22 protein-coding genes are annotated in these 18,872 nt (G+C 42.1%); 17 read left to right on the forward strand and 5 right to left on the reverse strand.

All coding sequences use genetic code 11. The annotated features are described in order from the left end of the window. Positions 1–21: 21 nt before the first annotated feature. The 10 genes from CGICJO_RS06370 to CGICJO_RS06415 all read left to right on the forward strand — a co-directional run bounded on the left by CGICJO_RS06370 (position 22) and on the right by CGICJO_RS06415 (position 8,367). Positions 22–831, forward strand: a complete 810-nt coding sequence (locus tag CGICJO_RS06370) for a segregation and condensation protein A (RefSeq protein ID WP_486498260.1) — start codon at positions 22–24, stop codon at positions 829–831. Next, the gene (scpB, locus tag CGICJO_RS06375; protein ID WP_087377297.1) at positions 828–1,424 is read left to right on the forward strand and encodes an SMC-Scp complex subunit ScpB; all 597 of its coding nucleotides are present in this window, start codon (positions 828–830) and stop codon (positions 1,422–1,424) included. Before CGICJO_RS06370 ends, scpB begins: the two co-directional genes overlap by 4 nt. Positions 1,425–1,478: 54 nt before the next feature. After that, the gene (locus CGICJO_RS06380) at positions 1,479–2,198 is read left to right on the forward strand and encodes a DUF2953 domain-containing protein (protein WP_486498261.1); all 720 of its coding nucleotides are present in this window, start codon (positions 1,479–1,481) and stop codon (positions 2,196–2,198) included. 5 nt (positions 2,199–2,203) lie between these two features. Then, complete coding sequence (gene ytfJ, locus CGICJO_RS06385; protein WP_087377301.1) at positions 2,204–2,623, forward strand: GerW family sporulation protein; 420 nt, start codon at positions 2,204–2,206, stop codon at positions 2,621–2,623. A 72-nt stretch (positions 2,624–2,695) separates the two neighbouring features. Continuing rightward, positions 2,696–3,796, forward strand: a complete 1,101-nt coding sequence (locus CGICJO_RS06390) for a D-alanyl-D-alanine carboxypeptidase family protein (protein ID WP_486498262.1) — start codon at positions 2,696–2,698, stop codon at positions 3,794–3,796. A gap of 115 nt (positions 3,797–3,911) precedes the next feature. Further along, positions 3,912–4,658: a pseudouridine synthase gene (locus tag CGICJO_RS06395; RefSeq protein WP_486498263.1), complete on the forward strand. Its 747-nt coding sequence runs from the start codon at positions 3,912–3,914 to the stop codon at positions 4,656–4,658. A gap of 15 nt (positions 4,659–4,673) precedes the next feature. After that, positions 4,674–5,054, forward strand: a complete 381-nt coding sequence (locus tag CGICJO_RS06400; RefSeq protein WP_486498264.1) for a hypothetical protein — start codon at positions 4,674–4,676, stop codon at positions 5,052–5,054. A gap of 137 nt (positions 5,055–5,191) precedes the next feature. Continuing rightward, positions 5,192–6,502 carry a carboxyl transferase domain-containing protein gene (locus CGICJO_RS06405; RefSeq protein ID WP_486498265.1) on the forward strand — a complete coding sequence of 437 codons (1,311 nt, stop codon included), beginning with the start codon at positions 5,192–5,194 and terminating at the stop codon, positions 6,500–6,502. A 77-nt stretch (positions 6,503–6,579) separates the two neighbouring features. Beyond that, positions 6,580–6,939, forward strand: a complete 360-nt coding sequence (locus CGICJO_RS06410; protein WP_486498266.1) for a biotin/lipoyl-containing protein — start codon at positions 6,580–6,582, stop codon at positions 6,937–6,939. A gap of 24 nt (positions 6,940–6,963) precedes the next feature. Then, the gene (locus CGICJO_RS06415; protein ID WP_486498267.1) at positions 6,964–8,367 is read left to right on the forward strand and encodes an oxaloacetate decarboxylase subunit alpha; all 1,404 of its coding nucleotides are present in this window, start codon (positions 6,964–6,966) and stop codon (positions 8,365–8,367) included. 267 nt (positions 8,368–8,634) lie between these two features. Here CGICJO_RS06415 and CGICJO_RS06420 read toward each other — a convergent pair whose 3' ends face one another. Next, positions 8,635–8,835 (reverse strand): ribbon-helix-helix protein, CopG family, encoded by a 201-nt coding sequence (locus CGICJO_RS06420; RefSeq protein ID WP_486498268.1) that lies wholly within the window; start codon positions 8,833–8,835, stop codon positions 8,635–8,637. A 205-nt stretch (positions 8,836–9,040) separates the two neighbouring features. Between CGICJO_RS06420 and CGICJO_RS06425 the strand changes: the two genes are divergently transcribed. Then, entirely contained in the window at positions 9,041–9,316 is a 276-nt protein-coding gene (locus tag CGICJO_RS06425; RefSeq protein WP_486498269.1) for a hypothetical protein, read from the forward strand. A 110-nt stretch (positions 9,317–9,426) separates the two neighbouring features. Further along, complete coding sequence (locus tag CGICJO_RS06430; RefSeq protein ID WP_486498270.1) at positions 9,427–9,717, forward strand: hypothetical protein; 291 nt, start codon at positions 9,427–9,429, stop codon at positions 9,715–9,717. 55 nt (positions 9,718–9,772) lie between these two features. On the opposite strand, the gene CGICJO_RS06435 is transcribed toward CGICJO_RS06430, so the two are convergent. Then, a complete protein-coding gene (locus tag CGICJO_RS06435; protein ID WP_486498271.1) occupies positions 9,773–10,099 on the reverse strand; it encodes a DUF6054 family protein in 327 nt (108 codons plus the stop codon). A gap of 84 nt (positions 10,100–10,183) precedes the next feature. On the opposite strand from CGICJO_RS06435, the gene CGICJO_RS06440 reads away from it, so the two are divergent. Further along, positions 10,184–10,720 carry an RNA 2'-phosphotransferase gene (locus CGICJO_RS06440; RefSeq protein WP_486498272.1) on the forward strand — a complete coding sequence of 179 codons (537 nt, stop codon included), beginning with the start codon at positions 10,184–10,186 and terminating at the stop codon, positions 10,718–10,720. Between the two features lie 51 nt (positions 10,721–10,771). Here the strand turns inward: CGICJO_RS06440 and CGICJO_RS06445 are convergent, their stop codons facing one another. The 3 genes from CGICJO_RS06445 to CGICJO_RS06455 are packed head-to-tail and all read right to left on the reverse strand — an operon-like array spanning position 10,772 to position 14,578. Beyond that, entirely contained in the window at positions 10,772–11,416 is a 645-nt protein-coding gene (locus CGICJO_RS06445) for a redox-sensing transcriptional repressor Rex (protein ID WP_087377321.1), read from the reverse strand. Positions 11,417–11,433: 17 nt separating this feature from the next. Continuing rightward, positions 11,434–12,645: an NADP-dependent isocitrate dehydrogenase gene (locus CGICJO_RS06450; protein WP_087377323.1), complete on the reverse strand. Its 1,212-nt coding sequence runs from the start codon at positions 12,643–12,645 to the stop codon at positions 11,434–11,436. Position 12,646: 1 nt separating this feature from the next. Further along, complete coding sequence (locus CGICJO_RS06455; protein ID WP_486498273.1) at positions 12,647–14,578, reverse strand: aconitate hydratase; 1,932 nt, start codon at positions 14,576–14,578, stop codon at positions 12,647–12,649. Positions 14,579–14,900: 322 nt separating this feature from the next. Between CGICJO_RS06455 and typA the strand changes: the two genes are divergently transcribed. The 4 genes from typA (at position 14,901) to CGICJO_RS06475 (ending at position 18,510) form a co-directional block, all read left to right on the forward strand. Next, positions 14,901–16,721 carry a translational GTPase TypA gene (gene typA, locus CGICJO_RS06460; RefSeq protein ID WP_486500002.1) on the forward strand — a complete coding sequence of 607 codons (1,821 nt, stop codon included), beginning with the start codon at positions 14,901–14,903 and terminating at the stop codon, positions 16,719–16,721. Between the two features lie 70 nt (positions 16,722–16,791). Continuing rightward, positions 16,792–17,727: a 3'-5' exonuclease gene (locus CGICJO_RS06465; RefSeq protein ID WP_087377329.1), complete on the forward strand. Its 936-nt coding sequence runs from the start codon at positions 16,792–16,794 to the stop codon at positions 17,725–17,727. A gap of 277 nt (positions 17,728–18,004) precedes the next feature. After that, positions 18,005–18,229 (forward strand): hypothetical protein, encoded by a 225-nt coding sequence (locus tag CGICJO_RS06470; protein WP_143256362.1) that lies wholly within the window; start codon positions 18,005–18,007, stop codon positions 18,227–18,229. Then, on the forward strand, positions 18,214–18,510 hold the full coding sequence (locus CGICJO_RS06475) for a sigma-70 family RNA polymerase sigma factor (RefSeq protein WP_087377332.1): 297 nt from the start codon (positions 18,214–18,216) through the stop codon (positions 18,508–18,510). The genes CGICJO_RS06470 and CGICJO_RS06475 overlap by 16 nt, the downstream gene beginning before the upstream one ends. Positions 18,511–18,872: the final 362 nt, after the last annotated feature.

An 18,872-nucleotide genomic window follows, 5' to 3' on the forward strand; every position in this document is an offset into this window, starting at 1 on the left:
AGTTTTACAGCGGAGGGATAATTGTTGGAACATTCACCGGTTGTGCTGCAATACAAGCTGCCTGAATTTGAGGGGCCGCTGGATTTGCTGCTTACTCTGATTTCCAAAAATAAAATAAATATCTGCGATATTCAAATAAGCGAGCTTTTAGAGCAGTATATGGAGCAGATTTCAAAAATGCAGGAGCAGGACATGGATATAGCTTCCGAGTTTTTGGAGATGGCTTCAAGACTTGTCTATATCAAGTCGGTTTTCCTGCTTCCAAAGCACGAGGAAGAGGCTCAGGAGCTTAAAAAAGAGCTTGAGGGTCAGCTTATAGAGTATCAGCTTTGCAGAAAAACAGCCGCTATGCTGGGAACTATTGCAAACTTTGACACCTTTTACAGGGGAGCTTCTCCGGTCGAGTACGACCTCACCTATAAAAGAAAGCATCCTCCCGAGGATATCGCCAGAGGTTACGAGAGCGCTTGCGGCAGGGGAAAAAGACGTCTTCCGCCGCCGGCAGAGGCTTTTTCCGGAATTGTGGCAAAGAGGATTGTTTCGGTCGGTTCAAGGATTGTCCATGTGCTCAGACGCCTTAAAAACGAACACAACCTTACCTACGGAAATCTTTTTGAAACAAGTACCGAAAGGGGAGAGCTTGTTGCCACATTCCTGGCAGTGCTGGAGCTTGTAAAGGGCAAGCGCATACGAATAGAGGGCGACGGAGAAAATGCTCAGGTGGTTGTTAAGGACGATTTGGGCGATATAGAACAGCTCCAGAGAGAGGCGGATTTGTCCTACTCTAAAGATGAAGAACCGGAAAATGAAGCAGGTGGTGAAAAAGTATGACAGACAGAGAAAATATTTGCGCCATAGAAGCGATTTTGTTTGCTTCCGGCGGTTCTGTTTCCATAGATAAAATAATGTCGGCTTTGGACATAAAAAAGGCTCAGGCACTTGAATATATCAAAGTGCTTGTGGAAGAATATAACAGTGAGAAAAGAGGACTTGAGATTATAAAGCTCAACGACTCCTATCAGATGGTTACTAAAAAAGCTTATGCGCCTCAGATACGCACCGTTATGGATTTGAAGAGAAACACACCGTTATCCCAGGCGGCGTTAGAGGTTTTGGCGGTTGTGGCTTACAATCAGCCTGTCACCAAGGCTTTTGTGGAGCAGGTGAGAGGTGTTGACTGCAGCGGCGTTCTGTCAAGCCTTGCGGCTAAGGATTTGGTTGAAGAAAGAGGAAGACTTGAACTTCCCGGCAGACCTCTGCTTTACGGAACGACTGAAAACTTTTTGAGATGCTTCGGTCTTTCCTCTTTGGATGATTTGCCAAGCCTGCCTGAAAAAGAGGGAGAAAAAGAAGAACCCCTTACCGGAGAAGAGCTTTCCGCCCTTGCCGGTGAGGCTCAAAGCCTTCTTGATATGGCTAAATAAGTCTTTATCATAACAAAACAGGCGCAGGCTTAATAAAAGAATTGGGGTGGTACATTGGCGTGGCTGTGGATTTTAGGTTCTGTTGCGCTGCTGCTGATACTTTTTCTGATTTCTTCCGTACATGTGAGTTTTTCCTACGATAAAAAAATGAAATATAAGCTCAGGTGGCTTTTTATTTCAATAAGTTCCGAGGATTTTAAGGAAAAAACAACTGAGGAAAAAAAGAAAGAAAAGCCTCAGGAGAAAAAGCCGGAAAAACCGAAATCTTCTTTTTTAAAAAATCTGTATAAAGGGGAAGGTTTGACGGGTATAATAGATATACTTCGTGATGTATCACAGATTGCCCAAGGCGCATTAAAATATGTTTTTGAACACTTAATTGTAAAAAGATTTTATATAGATATATCTGTCGCCTGCGGCGACGCCGCAAAAACTGCGATACGTTACGGACAGGTATGCGCCGGAGTTTATCCCTGCGCCGGCATAATTGTTTCAAATACAAAATGCAGAAGTTACGATATAAACATATATCCCGATTTTGATGATAAATCGGAAAGTAAAATATCGGTGGACTTTAAGGGAAGAGTAAAACTGTTTTTTATTATAAAAACAGCGGTTGTTTACGGTTTGAAGCTTTTGAAAATCTATAAAAACAGAATTATCCCATCTATTATCAGAGGAGAGAGAAAAGGCAAAAAACCTGCAAACAGCCGGGAAAGTCAAATAAAAAATAATACTGTGTCTGATGAAAATAATTCAAAGAAAAAGGAGTAATCAACATGGAAGAACATCCAATTAACAAACTGATGGACACCACCATGCAGAAAATTAAAGAAATGGTGGATGTAAACACAATTATCGGCGACCCTATAACAACACCTGACGGAACAACAATTATTCCGATTTCAAAGGTAAGCTACGGCTTTGCCGCAGGCGGAACAGATTTCCCGTCAAAAAGAGAAAACAGAGATAACTTCGGCGGAGGAAGCGGCGCAGGCGTTTCAATCACACCTATCGGATTTCTTACCGTTTGTAAGGGCGATGTAAGAATGGTTACTGTTGAAAACAATAACGGAACCATAGAAAATGTAATAGGAATGGTTCCCGATATGGTGAGCAAGGTAGGGGCTATATTTAAAAAGGACAAGCCTGCAAAGGAAGATTTTGCAGATATAAAGCTTGACGACCCTGAAATATAATTTTGATGTCTGAAAATTATCATAAAATTATTTTTCAAAGCATATTTGTGAACAAATATGTGAGGTGATTTTATGATAATGCGAAAAATCGGAGCTTTGGCGTTGTCGTTGATGTTTTTGACCTTGGTTATAAAAACGTCCTATGCGGACGCCGCAGAAAATCCCGCCGAACCTGAACTTTCCGCTCAGTCGGCGGTACTGTTTTGTCCGGACAACGGTGAGGTGATTTTTCAAAAATCCGCCAATGATAGAATGAAAATTGCCAGCACAACCAAGATTATGACCACCCTTTTGACGCTGGAAGAGGCGGAAAAGGATGATAAAGTCCTTGAGTTTACTCTCGATATGGCTGCTGAGGGCAGTTCCATGTATTTACAGGAGGGCAACAAGCTCAGGCTTTCAGATTTGGCAGTGGGAATGATGCTGGCTTCCGGAAATGACGGTGCAAATGCGGCGGCTGTAACCATCGGCGGCAGTGCTGAAAAATTTGCCGAAATGATGAACAAAAGAGCGGAAGAAATAGGTATGAACAATACCCATTTTGTAACTCCCAGCGGCTTGGACGACGAAAATCACTACAGCACCGCCTACGATATGGCTTTGCTTATGGGCGAGGCTATGAAAAATCAGGACTTTGCGGAAATCGCTAAGATGAAAAACGGCTCTGTGGAGCTTATTTATCCGGAGGGTAAAATCCTTTCCTATACAAACCATAACAAGCTTTTGAGCTTGTATGAATACTGTATCGGAGGGAAAACAGGATTTACCAAAGCCGCCGGAAGATGTCTTGTGACTGCCGCCGAAAAAGACGGAGTGACTTTAATAGCCGTAACATTAAATGCCCCATCTGACTGGAATGACCATATTAACCTTTACAATTACGGTTTTTCCCTGTTGGAAAGTGTGGAGATTTCAAAGGAAAGTCTTTCGGTGGAAGTGCCTGTCGCCGGAACAGGAGAGAAAATTAAGCTCGTTCCCGATAAAAATTTGACTTTTGTGAGAAAAATCGGCGGTCAGGACTTTGACATAGAAGAAAATGTACGTTATTATATACCTAAATTTATTTATCAGCCCGTAATGTGGGATGAACCTTACGGAAAAGCTGTTGTTTATCTCGGAAATAATAAATTGGAAAGCTTTTTGCTGTTTCCGGAAAATAACTCAAATGAATAATGAAGCAGTTTTCTAAATGAAAACGCATATGTGAGCAAAACCGGGATGCCAAAGGAACCACCGTCCCTTTGGCAGGAGGTTTGGAGGACGGAGTCCTTCAAGAAGGAGGAAATGAATGATTATCAGATTACAGAAGATGATGGCTGACTGCGGTGTGGCTTCCAGAAGAAAGTGTGAAGAGCTTATCGCACAGGGAAAAGTAAAGGTAAACGGAGTTGTTGCGGAAATAGGGGATAAGGTTGACCCCTATAACGATAAGGTTTTTGTAAACGGTAAAAAGCTTACCGCCGCCGCAAAGCCGAAATACAGATATATTATGCTCCATAAACCAAGAGGATATATCACAACTATGAACGATGAAAGAGGCAGAAAGTGCGTTGCGGAGCTTATAAAGGATATTCCGGAAAGAATATATCCTGTTGGCAGACTTGACAGGGATTCAGAGGGAATGCTTCTGATGACCAATGACGGCGAATTTGCAAACATAATCACACATCCTAAGAAACATATTTATAAAGTCTACAGAGTAACAGTGCGCCCGGGAATTACCGAGGACCAGATTGTGGAAATGTCTGTGGGAATGGAAATCGACGGCTACAAAACTGCTCCTGCTGAGGTTAGAGTTATTCAAAAGCAGGAGGGAAGAGCGGTTCTGGAAATCGTGCTTAGAGAGGGCAGAAACCGTCAGATTAGAAAGATGTGCGAGAAGCTGGGAATTGAGGTTGCAAGACTGAAAAGAACAGCGGTTGGTCAGGTAAAGCTTGGTATGCTTCAGCCGGGAAAATGGCGTGAGCTTACCAAAGAAGAGGTTAAAAAGCTTACCGCCAATCCGAACCCCTCAAGGCATGTTGTCAAGAAATAAAGGCGGGGAATTTTTATGCTTACTATTTTACCATCTAAGGACAGTGAGATAATCGAAAAATGCTGTCCAGAGACAGATTGTGCAGAGGCTCTCATTTCAAGGGAAAAGGGTCAGGAAATAGGATATATCTGTGTAGAACAGGTTGGAAGCCTTTTAAAGATAATCGGAATGGAGCTTTACTACTGCCCGAATACAGAAAAACTGAGCCAAAAGGACAGAATTGACGGTGACTGCCTTGTCCGTGCGGCAGGCTCTTATGCGTGGAACAGGGATATATCCGTTATGGAATGTGAAAAAAAGGAATTGTTCCGCTTGCTTGTACAGCTTGGTTTTCAGCAAATTGACGATAAAGTGATGATAAATCTCAGTCAATTATTTAAACCGTGTAAAAATTAACAAAAAGAGAAATTTTTTCTTGTACTTTGACTAAATTTATAATATAATATAAACTGTGATATTTTGGGGGTAATCTAACTCAAAGATTGCCTCGTTAGAATGAATTCTGACAAAGAATTAAATGGAGGAATATTAAAATGAGTATTGAACAAATGACCAAGGCAAGGGAAGCGGCAATGAATACATCCGCATATAAGAACCTGCTGAAGTTTTTTGACGAAAACAGCTTTTCTGAAATAGACGGCTTCGCAAAATCCGGCAAGAACTATGCTGAAGTTGTTGCAGGTTTTGGTATGGTAGAAGGCATGCCGGTTTATGCTTTCGCTCAGAACAGAGACGTATGCGGCGGCGCAATGAGCAAGGCTCACGCTGCTAAAGTAAAGAAGATATATGACTTGGCTTTAAAGACAGGCGCTCCTGTTGTAGGATTCTACGACAGCATCGGCGGCAAGCTCAGAGAGGGTAACGAGCTTTTGGCTGGTTACGGCGATGTTTTGAAGGCTTCCGGTCAGCTTTCCGGTGTTGTTCCTCAGATTTCCGTAATCCTCGGAAACTGCCTCGGAACAGGCGCTTTGACAGCTGCTAACGCTGACTTTATCATCATGAATAAAAAGGCTACACTTTCTCTCTCCACAATGGGTACAGAGGGAACTGCTGAGGATAACGCAAAGAAGGGTATCTCCGCTCTTACAGCAGAGAACAACGCAGAGGCTATTGCAAAGGCAAGAGAGCTTATTACATATCTCCCTTCAAATAACCTCAGCTCTTCAGCTGCTGCATTTGAGGCTGCACCTGCTGCTGCTCCTAAGTGCCCTGCTGAGATGGTTGCTGACGAGAACACTCTCTTTGAACTCTATGCAAACTACGGTTCACAGGCTATTGTAAGTCTTGGCAGAGTTGACGGCAGAGTTGTAGGCTTTGTTGGCACAAAGGGCGAGAGCGTTGGCTATCATGCAGGCGACAAGATTGCAAAGTTTGTTCGTTTCTGCGACGCTTTCTCAATTCCTGTTATCACTTTTGTAAACAGCGAGGAATTTACTTCAATCAAGACTGCTTCTAAGGTTACAAGCGCATATGCTGAGGCAACAACTGTTAAGATTTCTGTTGTTACAGGTACTGCTGTAGGCGCTTTGTACATCGCAATGGCTGGAAGCGGCGCAAACACAGATGTTACTTTTGCTCTTCCACAGGCTATTATCTCTCCTGTTACTCCTGAGGCTGCTGCATTTATCATGGCTCCTGAGAAGATGAACGTTGTTCCTGCAAAGCAGAAGGAAGCTGCAATGAAGTTTGCACAGGCAGAGCTTTCAGCATTTAAGGCTGCTGAAAACGGCTTTGTTGAGGATGTTATCACTGAGGACGAGCTCAGAGGCAAGATTGCTGCTGCTCTTGAAATGCTTGAGGGCAAGAGAGTTCCAACACTTGCAAAGAAACATTCAACAATCTGATTAAACATATAACGACATAAAATATATTCCTGCATTAAATTATTTTACTGCGTGGGTTTAGAAAAGGGGATTTTACAATGAAAAATTTGAGAATTACAGTAAACGGCACAGCATACGACGTACAGGTTGAAGAGCTTGGCGCAGGTGCAGCTCCTGCTCCTGTTGCAGCACCGGCTCCTAAAGCAGCTCCGGCACCAAAGGCAGCTCCTGCTCCTGTTGCAGGCGGCACAGAGATTACAGCTCCTATGAACGGAACAATCGTTAATGTTCCTGTATCTGTTGGCCAGGCTGTTAAGAAGGGCGACGTATTGGTAATTCTTGAAGCTATGAAGATGGAAAACGAAATCATGGCTCCTGAGGACGGAACAGTTGCTTCTATCACTGTTAACAAGGGCGAAGCAGTTGACTCAGGAAAGGTTCTTCTTACTTTGAAATAATCTGGATATTAAGGATGATACAAAATGGCTAAAAAGATAAAGATTACTGAAACCGCATTGCGTGACGCTCATCAGTCACTCATTGCTACAAGAATGACAACTGAGGAAATGCTTCCTATACTTGAGAAAATGGACAAGGTTGGTTTCTATTCTCTCGAGTGCTGGGGCGGCGCAACTTTCGACAGCTGTCTTAGATTTTTGAACGAGGACCCATGGCAGAGACTTCGTATTATAAGAGAGAAATGCCCTAACACAAAGCTTCAGATGCTTTTCCGTGGACAGAATATGCTGGGCTACCGTCACTATGCTGATGACGTTCTTGAATATTTCGTTCAGCGTTCAGTTGCAAACGGTATCGACATCATCAGAATTTTCGACGCTCTCAACGATATTAAAAACCTCAAAACAGCTATCAAGGCTGCAAAGAAAGAGGGCGCTCATGCTCAGGTTGCAATAAGCTACACAACAGGCCCTGTATTTACAGACGAATACTATGTTGAGTACGCTAAGAGAATTGCAGACGCAGGCGCAGATTCAATCTGCATTAAGGATATGGCTGCTCTCTTGACACCATACAACACAGAGAGCCTTGTTAAGGCTATCAAGAAAGCTGTTGACCTTCCTGTTCAGCTTCACACACACTACACTTCAGGCCTTGCATCAATGTGCCTTATGAAGGGTATCGAGGCAGGCGCTGACATTGTTGATACAGCAATCAGCCCACTTGCTCTCGGAACATCACATGCTCCTACAGAGTCAATCGTTGCAGCTTTGCAGGGTACAGAGTACGACACAGGTATTGACCTTGTTGCTCTTACAGAAATCAGAGATTACTTTATGACTCTCCGTGAGAAGTACATAAAGAGCGGACTTCTCGACCCGAAAATGCTTGCTACAGACGCAAACGCTCTTATCTATCAGGTACCGGGCGGAATGCTTTCAAACCTTTTGAAGCAGCTTAAGGACGCAGGCAAGGAAGACAAGCTTACAGAGGTTCTCAACGAAGTTCCAAGAGTTCGTAAGGACTCCGGTTATCCTCCGCTTGTTACACCTACATCACAGATTGTTGGTACACAGGCTGTATTCAACGTAATCATGGGTCAGCGTTACAAGATGTGCACAAACGAGTTTAAGGACCTTGTTGCCGGCAAGTACGGTACAACTCCAATGCCTATCGACCCAGAGTTCAGAAAGAAGATTATCGGCGACATGAAGCCTGTAAACTGCCGTCCGGCAGACTTGCTCAAGCCAGAACTTGAGAAGCTCAGACAGGAGTTCCCTGCACAGTATCTTGAGCAGGAAGAGGATGTTCTTTCTTACGCTCAGTTCCCGAAGGTATCACTTGATTTCTTCGAGAAGAGAAGAAACGCTAAAGTTGGCATCAACTCCGACGTAGCAGACATGGAAAACAAAGTTCATCCCGTTTGATTTTTATATCCGACCTGCAAGGGTTAGCTATGGAAATTAACGACTGCACAGGTCGGGCGAGACGTTTTTCTTAGTCTTGGGAATGGTTCGCTCTCATCTGAATATTTTATTTCCGTCTTGCAAAGCTTCCTTTAGAAAATGAAGTTCGTTTCAAGGCGGGCGAGACGATTTGTTAAACGACTTAGAATGGCTCGCTTACAAATTGGGTTTGACTTAATTTAAATAAAAAATTATTAAGGCTGTGGTTTTATCGACCACAGCCTTTTTTCATGGGTTATTATCCTCCGGTTCGTCTACAAATTCCAGATTTTCAAAAGCGTAACGCAGGGACATATTTATTAGTTCGTTTCGTGAACGGTTGCTTTTTAATGACAGCTCATCCAGTTTATCACTGATTTCGCTGTCTATTCTTATTGTCATAGTAACTGAGCGTGTCTTTTTGGGCTTTATAATAAATTTGTCTTTCATATATTCATCACCTCTGTTTATAGTATAGATTTTTTTAATCTATAATAATAGAACACATTTTGTATTATAAATTTAATTATAAAAAATATATTTGCAAATAAAAATAATTGCAATTTATAATTATATGTGATATAATGAAATTGCAGTAATAAAAAGGACATTTTCTAATTGCTGTTAAAAAAATAAGAGACAGGAGGGAAAAGCTATGGAGAATAAGGTGGCAAGTGCTTTTAAGATAGTTGCGGTACTTATATTTATTGTAGGTGTACTGTGGGCTATAGTAGGTTTAGCCAACCAAGATCCATTTTGGTATTATGTATTCTTTACCGCATTGTTTTCAGGTTTGTTAAACTATGGAATAGGCGAAGGATTGCAGCTTTTAACTGATATCAAAATGGAACTTATAAATAAGAATAAAGTTAAAAGTGATACGCCCAGTGAAAGTTTAGTTGATAGATTTGCAAAAGGCGGAAAGCTGTAAAAAAGGCAAAAAAATCCTCGGGAATTTCCCGGGGATTTTTTCTGTAAATAATATTGCTTTTTTTATAGAGATTGTTGTATAATAGATTTCAAATACAGAGGTGAGAGTTTATGAAGATAAATATTAAAAACATAAGATACATTTCAATTATTTTAATCTTGGCTTATGCCTATTTCTTTATTACATTCTTTATGCAATACGGCAACTTTTCCAAGCTTATTCCTACATTGATGTTTTTGGGCGTGACCCTTGTGTTTGGCGCACTGTTTTTATTTACGCATCTGCGTTATCGCTGTCCTCATTGCAACAAGCCTTTGAAATCTATGCTTTATCACAGACCTGATAGTTGCAGTCACTGTTCAAAGGAGATTGACTGGGAGAAAATCGACAAGGAGCTTTAATAAAAATAAAGTCACCGGTTGCGCCTTTTGGGTTTAGTCGGTGACTTTTTGTTTATCAGAGTATTTCACGGAGCTTATCAAGAAAAGCTTCTTCGCCAACGGTATTTAGCTTAAAAAACATAGCTTGGCTTCCGCCGGCGGTGATTGCCGAAAGATGTATAGGGCCGTTTCCGTTTTGAAAGAGAGTGACGGAAAGGCTTACACGGTTGCCTCCGAATGCGCTATAGCGTTCAAAAACCCTGACACTGCACCTTGCATCTCCGTCTACAAAATCACTTGTGTCCTCAAGGGAGGCTGAACTGCTTCCGGAAAGAATTTCTGCCTCAATTCTTCCGATAATTCTGTTAAAATCATCATAGAGCATTTTTTCAAGCTTTGCCATTACCGCTCATCTCCTTGGCTTTTTATTTTTAGTATATCATATAATATAACTGTGTCAATGTATTTTTTATAGGAAGTGATAAAAATGAATGATATAAAAATAGGAAAATATATATGCCTTATTTTAAGGCACAAGCCCGAAATAATCGGGATTGAACTGGATAAAAACGGCTGGGCAAATGTAGATGAGCTTATCAATGGATTAAAAAAGAAATACCCTGATTTCAACAGGGAAAAGCTTGAATACATAGTAAAAACGGACAACAAGCAGAGATATTCTTTAAGCGATGACAAGAGCAAAATAAGAGCAAGACAGGGACATTCAATCGATGTTGATGTGGAGCTTAAAGAGCTTACTCCGCCGGAGCTTCTGTATCACGGAACGGCGGAAAGATTTTTAGGGTCGATTATGAAAGAGGGACTTGTTCCTAAATCACGGCTTTATGTTCATCTTTCAAAGGACGTGGAAACCGCAGAGAAGGTTGGAAAACGCCACGGAAAGCCGGCTGTTTTGAAAATTGAAACAGGGAAAATGGCTGAGGATGGTTTTAAATTTTATCTGTCAGAAAATGGTGTATGGCTTACAAAAGCTGTGCCGCCAAAGTATTTAAGTTTAATATAGTAAAAATCCCCGCACTTGCAGTTATTGCAGGTGCGGGGTTATGTTTATAAATCAATTTTCTTTTTGGCTGTCGTTTATTCTGTAACAGAGAGTCATAAGACTGTCGCTCATGTGGACGTTTTCAACCACTGTGTCGGGATAAACCTTTGCTATGTCATAGTGGCTGAAATTCCAGAAATTGCGGATTCCCAGCTCGTAAAGCTTATCAATGACGTTTTCAACGCTGTTTTTTGGAATACAGAGGAAAACCGCATCGGTTTTGTTTTGACGGCAGTAATCATAAATTTCGTTGTCATTTCTGATTATTATGCCGCCCAGCTCTGTTCCGATTTTTTCAGGGTCACGGTCAAATATAGCTGTAAGCTGAAATCCTCTTTCGCTGAAATTTATATGGCGTGCCACGGCTTTGCCCAGATTTCCGGCGCCCAGCAACACCGCTTGATAGTTGTTGTTGAGCCCCAGAATATTCTCAATTTCATTTTTTAAATCTTCCACACAATATCCGTATCCCTGATGGCCGAAACCGCCGAAGCAGTTTAAATCCTGTCTTACCTGGGAAGCGGTCACATTCATTATTGACGCAAGATTTGTGGAGGAGATTTTTAAGACTCCCTCAGAGTGCAGTTCTGTCAAAAAGCGATAGTATCTTGGCAGACGCCTGATTACGGACATGGAAATCCCGTTGCTTTTTGCCATTTTACCACCTCTTTTGATTAAAGCATTGCTTTAAGTCTGCTGCCAACCTCTTCAAGGAACTCTCTTGTGTTTACTTTCTTCTTGTTCTCAAGAGTTGAAAGGAGATAGAGGTCGCCTGTCATTACGCCGTCCTCGATTGTGTCGATTGTAGCCTTTTCAAGCTTGTCTGCAAATGCTGAAAGCTCAGGAATGTTGTCAAGCTCGCCTCTTTTTCTCAATGCGCCTGACCATGCAAAGATGGTTGCAACTGAGTTTGTGGAGGTTTCCTCACCCTTGAGGTGCTTGTAATAGTGACGCTGTACTGTGCCGTGTGCAGCTTCGTACTCGTAAATTCCGTCAGGAGAAACAAGAACGCTTGTCATCATTGCAAGTGAGCCGAAAGCTGTTGCAATCATATCGCTCATAACGTCGCCGTCGTAGTTCTTGCATGCCCAGATGTAGCCGCCTTCGCTTCTGATAACTCTTGCAACTGCGTCGTCGATAAGGGTGTAGAAATATTCGATGCCTGCGGCTTCAAATTTCTCTTTGTATTCGTTGTCATAGATTTCCTGGAAAATATCCTTGAATCTGTGGTCGTATTTCTTGCTGATTGTATCCTTTGTTGCAAACCAGATATCCTGCTTCTGGTCAAGTGCAAAGTTGAAGCATGCTCTTGCGAAGGAACCAATGCTCTTGTCAAGGTTGTGGATACCCTGGATTATGCCGTTTGAATCCTTAAATTCATGGATGAGAGATTTTTCAACTGTGCCATCCGGCTTTGTAACGCAAAGCTCAGCCTTTGAACCCTGCTCAACAACCATTTCTGTGTTCTTGTAAACGTCGCCGTATGCATGTCTTGCAATGCAGATTGGCTTTTTCCATGTTGGAATGTATGGGGTGATACCCTTAACGAGAATAGGAGTTCTGAAAACTGTACCGTCCAGAATTGCTCTGATTGTGCCGTTAGGGGACTTCCACATCTCTTTCAGGTTGTATTCAGGCATTCTTGCAGCGTTTGGTGTGATTGTAGCGCACTTAACTGCAACGCCGTATTTCTTTGTAGCCTCTGCACTGTCAAAGGTTACTTTATCGTCTGTTTCGTTTCTGTGAACAAGACCCAAATCATAATACTCTGTTTTAAGGTCGATAAAAGGTGTCAAAAGTATGTCCTTTATCATTTGCCAGATAACTCTGGTCATTTCGTCGCCGTCCATCTCCACAAGGGGAGTGGTCATTCTGATTTTTTCCATGTTAGCTGTTCTCCTTTGTATAGTTTAAAAGTCCGCCTGCAAGGATGATATCTCTTGTTCTTCCTGTAAGCTCGCACTTAGCCATAATCTTTTCGCCTGTTGTAACATTTTCAACTACAACGTCGCCGCCCTCGAGGATGATTTTCTTAACATCCGGAAGTACAAGCTCGTCGCCGAGAGAAATCTTATCATAATCGCTTTCGTTTACGAATGTGAGCGGCAAAATACCTGCGTTGATAAGGTTACTTCTGTGAATTCTTGCAAAGCTCTTAACTAAAACTGCTTTAACGCCAAGATAGAGAGGAGCCAAAGCCGCATGCTCTCTGGAAGAACCCTGACCATAGTTTGCTCCGCCTACGATTACGCTGCTTCCAAGCATCTTTGCTCTTTCAGGGAAGTCCTTATCACATACTGTGAAGCAGTAGTTAGAGATAGCAGGGATATTTGAACGAAGCGGGAGAATCTTAGCACCTGCCGGCATAATGTGGTCGGTTGTGATGTTGTCGCCAACCTTCAATGCGCAGCTTGCCTTGATTGTGTCTTCCATTGGCTTTGTTGTTGGGAAAGGCTTGATGTTTGGACCTCTCAAAACCTCAACCTTGTCCATATCCTCTTCTGAAGCAGGAGGAGTAACCATGTTGTCGTTGATGAGGAACTTCTCAGGAAGCTCGATTTTAACTTCTTCACCCAAAGTAGTTGGGTCTGTGAATACGCCTGTAATTGCGGAAGCCGCTGCTGTCTCAGGGGAAACAAGGTAAATCTGTCCGTCGGCTGTACCGCTTCTGCCCTCAAAGTTTCTGTTGAAGGTTCTAAGGGAGATACCCTTGCTGTTAGGTGACTGTCCCATACCGATACATGGACCGCAGGCACATTCCAAAATTCTTGCGCCGGCTGCGATAAGGTCGCCCAAAGCGCCGTTTAATGCCAGCATATTGTAAACCTGCTTGCTTCCCGGAGCGATTGCAAGGGAAACGTCAGGATGAACTGTCTTGCCTTTGAGGATTGCAGCTACACGCATAAGGTCGAGATAGCTGGAGTTTGTGCAGGAGCCTATGCAAACCTGGTCGATTTTGCCGCCTGCAAGCTCTTCGATTGTCTTTACATTGTCAGGACTATGCGGACATGCTGCCATTGGCTTGAGTGCGCTGAGGTCGATGTCGATAACCTCGTCGTATACTGCGTCCGGATCTGAGGAAAGCTCTGTGTAATCATCTTCTCTGCCCTGAGCCTTCAAAAATTCTCTTGTGATTTCATCTGATGGGAAGATGGAGGTTGTAGCTCCAAGCTCTGCGCCCATGTTTGTGATTGTAGCTCTTTCAGGAACTGTGAGAGTTTTTACGCCCTCGCCGCCGTACTCGATGATTTTGCCTACGCCGCCCTTAACGGACATAATTCTCAAAACCTCAAGGATAACGTCCTTAGCGGAAACCCATGGTCTGAGCTTGCCTGTGAGGTTTACTCTTACCATTTTAGGCATTGTTATATAATATGCGCCGCCGCCCATTGCAACAGCTACGTCAAGTCCGCCTGCGCCCATTGCAAGCATTCCGATACCGCCGCCTGTAGGTGTATGGCTGTCGGAACCGATAAGTGTCTTGCCCGGTTTGCCGAATCTTTCAAGGTGAACCTGATGGCAGATACCGTTTCCCGGACGTGAGAAGTAGATGCCGTGCTTTTTGCAGACAGTCTGGATAAAGCGGTGATCGTCTGCGTTTTCAAATCCTGTCTGGAGAGTGTTGTGGTCGATATATGCAACGCTCTTTTCTGTTTTTACTCTGGGAACTCCCATTGCCTCGAACTCAAGATAAGCCATTGTGCCTGTTGCGTCCTGAGTAAGAGTCTGGTCAATTCTAAGACCGATATCCGTTCCGGTTACCATTTCGCCGGAAAGGAGATGGTTTTTGATAATTTTCTGCGCTATAGTGTAGCCCATTATTATAACCTCCCGATTTTGTGCAAATTAGTTAATTACGTTGCTTATTATACTATATATGGGTAAAAAAGTAAAGTTTTTCACCGAAAAGACAGATTAAAACATTTGTAAAATATAAAATACCCTTTATTGCCGTATTTTTTTCTTTGTATCGGAAAATCAATTAAACTAAACAATAATTTTGTCTTTAAAAGAGTAAAATTTAACAATAATACAGAATTGAGTTTCCCTATTGTTAAACTATTTGTTTTTTAATGAGCCTTATGCTATAATTACAGATTGTGAGATACAGTAATTTATGCTTATAAGAGGGAATGATTTGATGAGCAAAATGGAGAATATTAGAGATATAGCAATTATCGCTCACGTTGACCACGGTAAGACAACTTTGGTTGACCAGCTTTTGAAACAGAGCGGTATTTTCAGACAAAACGAGAATGTTGCGGAACGTGTTATGGACAGCAACGACCTTGAACGTGAAAGAGGAATTACAATTCTCTCCAAAAACACAGCCGTTATGTACAACGGCGTAAAAATAAATATAGTTGACACTCCCGGACATGCTGATTTCGGCGGTGAGGTTGAGCGTATTCTTATGATGGTTGACGGCGTTTTACTTTTGGTTGACGCTTTTGAGGGCTGTATGCCTCAGACCCGTTTCGTGCTTAAAAAGGCTTTGGGTCTCGGCAAAAAGCCTTTGGTTGTTGTAAACAAAATCGACCGTCCCGGCGCACGTCCTGCCGAGGTTGTGGACGAGGTTCTTGACCTGTTTATCGAACTGGGCGCAGATGAGGACCAGCTTGAATTTCCTGTGGTTTACGCTTCAGGAAGAGACGGCTTTGCTTCTCTTGACCCTGATGTTCCGGGTACAGATATGAAACCTCTTTTTGAAGAGATAATAAAAGAAATTCCTGCTCCTGAGGGCGACCCGGAAGCAGGCTTGCAGCTTCTTTTCTCAAACATCGACTACGATGATTATGTGGGAAGAATAGGCATCGGAAGAGTTGAAAGAGGTACTGTAAAGACAGGTCAGACAGTGACACTTTGCAGCAGCTCAAGCGATGTTACCAAAAATGTAAAAATTACTAAGCTTTATCAGTTTGAGGGTCTTAAAAGAGTTGAGTGCGAAAGTGCAACTGTTGGCGACCTGGTTTGCGTAAGCGGTATTGCAGACCTGAATATCGGTGAAACAGTTTGCTCCATGGACTGTGTAGAGCCTTTGCCTTTTGTAAAGATTGACGAGCCTACAGTTTCTATGAACTTTATGGTAAACAACAGCCCATTTGCAGGTCGTGAAGGAAAGTTTGTAACTTCAAGAAATATCAGAGACAGACTTTTCAAAGAGGTTGAAACAAACGTTGCTATGCGTGTTGAGGAGACAGACAGCGCAGATACCTTTAAGGTTTCCGGAAGAGGCGAGCTTCATCTTTCAATCCTTATTGAGCAGATGAGAAGACAGAACTACGAGTTCCAGGTTTCCCGTCCTCAGGTTATCACAAAGATGATAGACGGCGTTATGTGCGAGCCTATCGAATATCTTATGATTGAAGTTCCGGACAGCTATGTTGGTGCAGTTATGGAAAAGCTCGGCTCAAGAAAGGCTGAACTTATCAACATGGGCACACGTGAAAGCGGTATAACACATATTGAATTCAGAATCCCTGCAAGAGGCCTTATGGGATATCGCCCTGAGTTTTTGACAGATACAAACGGTAACGGTATTATGAACCACGTATTCGATGGTTACGAGCCGTTTAAGGGCGAGATTATAACACGTCACCAGGGATCTTTGATTGCCCATGAAACAGGCGAGACAGTTGCTTACGGTCTTTTCCAGGCTCAGGACAGAGGCAGACTTTTTGTAGGCCCGGGCGTTCCTGTTTACGAGGGAATGATTGTCGGTGCAAGCCCAAAATCAGAGGATATAACTGTTAACGTATGTAAGAAAAAGCATATTACAAATACAAGAGCTTCAGGTTCCGACGACGCTTTGAAGCTGACACCTCCTACAATACTTTCACTTGAGCAGTGTCTTGAGTTTATTGCAGACGACGAGCTTGTTGAGGTTACTCCAAAGAGCATCCGTATGCGCAAGAAAATTCTCTCCAAGGAACTGAGAATGAAGAAAGCATTTAAGAAGTAATTTGTTTTGAATTTGGTTCTGTAAATTTTGTCTTATCAAGAAAATTAACCGAAAGTGCTGAGAAGAAAGAATGAGTGAGAATAATTACGTTAAAGATTTTATAGTTATTTTGGACCTTGAATGGAACAGCGGTTTTTGCAGAACGCTTAAAAGAAATTTTAATGAGATTATCGAAATCGGAGCGGTGAAGCTGGACAGCAATCTTGAAACAGTTGACACCTTTTCTGAAATTGTTATGCAGAAATTTAATATGAAGTTTAACCCTTGGGTTCAGGAGCTTACACACATTTCTCAGTGGGAATTAAACAGCGCAAAAGAGAATTTTAAGACAGTTTATAAAAAATTCGGCGCTTTTCTGGGAGATGCGGTTCTTATGACCTGGGGAAGCACAGATTTGTCGGTGCTGTCTGAAAACTGCCGTGTGCATTTCGGTACCGCAAAACCGCTCTTTGTTAAAAAGTACTGCAACTTGCAGACTTACTGCGCTAAGGCTTTGAATATGTACGACGCATCAAAACAGATGGGTTTAAGCGCCGCCTGTGAGCATATGGGTATTGAGATACCGGAAATTCCTCTCCACAGAGCAGTGAACGATGCGGAAGTCAGCGCAATGTGCTTGAAAGCTGTGTACAACCGTGATGTTTTGGATTCTCAGACTGCGGTTACTGACGACGAGTTTTTCAGAAGAATGAGCTTCAAGCCCAAGTATCTGAGGGATTTGGATAATCCGTTGGTGGATAAATCCCTTATTGAAATGGACTGCCCTGTTTGCGGAAAAAAGATGACACGTACTTCTGATTTGAAATTCCACAACAGAGGTTTTCGTGCCGATTTTTCCTGCGACTCATGCGGAGAAAAGAGAACAGCTATGTTTGTTTATAAGCTCTGCTTTGACGGGGTTAAGTTTAAAAAGAAGTTTTTAAAGCCTGCTCCGGTCAATGAGGAAGAACCTCAGACAGAACGTAAAATGAAGCTGGCAGCTACTAAACTTTATCAGGAATCATAATATTTTATTTACAAAATCCTCTCCGGAATCTTCGGGGAGGATTTTTTTGTCAAGAGTTTTTGGGAATTTTTTCTACATATTTCTACATTTTTCGCAGTACTGTACCTTTTTTGGTACAGTGAATGTTAAATATCTTTCACATGGAACAACCGTTCGATGAAAATATTGTAAAATTCTTCCTTACCTGCTAAAATTTTATTAGAGTTTTGAACGCCCCGCAAAACTCGTTTGGAAGTTATATAAAAAATATTTCTTTTATGTGAAAGGGATGGTTGTGGTGGATTATATTAAGTGGTCTGAAGAATATATGGAAAATGCGGAAATCATAAAAAGTAATATCGACAAGATACAGGAAAGAATTAAAAATGCGCCCCCAGAGAAAAAAAGTACTTTTTATGAGCTTTTGGGAAAATACAGAACCATATATTACGAAAGTCTTAAAACAGCGGAATTTTTGAGAAACAGAAGTGTGGAGAGTGGAACAAGATGCCGAATAATGTAATTCATATTAAGGACGACAACGCCGACGCAGTGTTTTTTGATTATTACTGCGCAAATTCAGGCGGAGTTTCCTGCGGAAAGGACAAAATGAAAAAAATCCTGCAAAAAGCAATGAGGGAAGAGCTCACAGAAAAACAAAGAGTGTGCATGACAAGATATTATCTTGAAAGCAAAACCATTAGGGTAATCGCAACGGAGATGAGCTTGAGTCCTTCAACTGTTTGCAGACACATTCAAAACGCAAGAAAAAAAATCCGCCACATTGCGGATTACTATATCTGATTGAACTTTAAAATATGAAGAAAGGGAAGTGTTTTTTTCAACGCTTCCCTTTCGTTTAATGTTATTTTTTATGAAAATAAAAAAGCTAAATAAGAGCGAATCATTCCAAAGACCAAACAAAACGCCTCGCCCAACCTGTACAGAAGTTAATTTATATATCAAACCTCGGCAGGTAGGAAATAAAAAATAAAAAAGCTAAATGAAAGCGAACCATTCCAAAGACTAAACAAAACGCCTCGCCCAACCTGTACAGAAGTTAATTTATATATCAAACCTTGGCAGATCGGAAATAAAAAATAAAAAAGCTAAATGAAAGCGAACCATTCCAAAGACTAAACAAAACGTCTCGTCCGACCTGTGTA

It is taken from the genome of Candidatus Limousia pullorum, assembly GCF_057405065.1.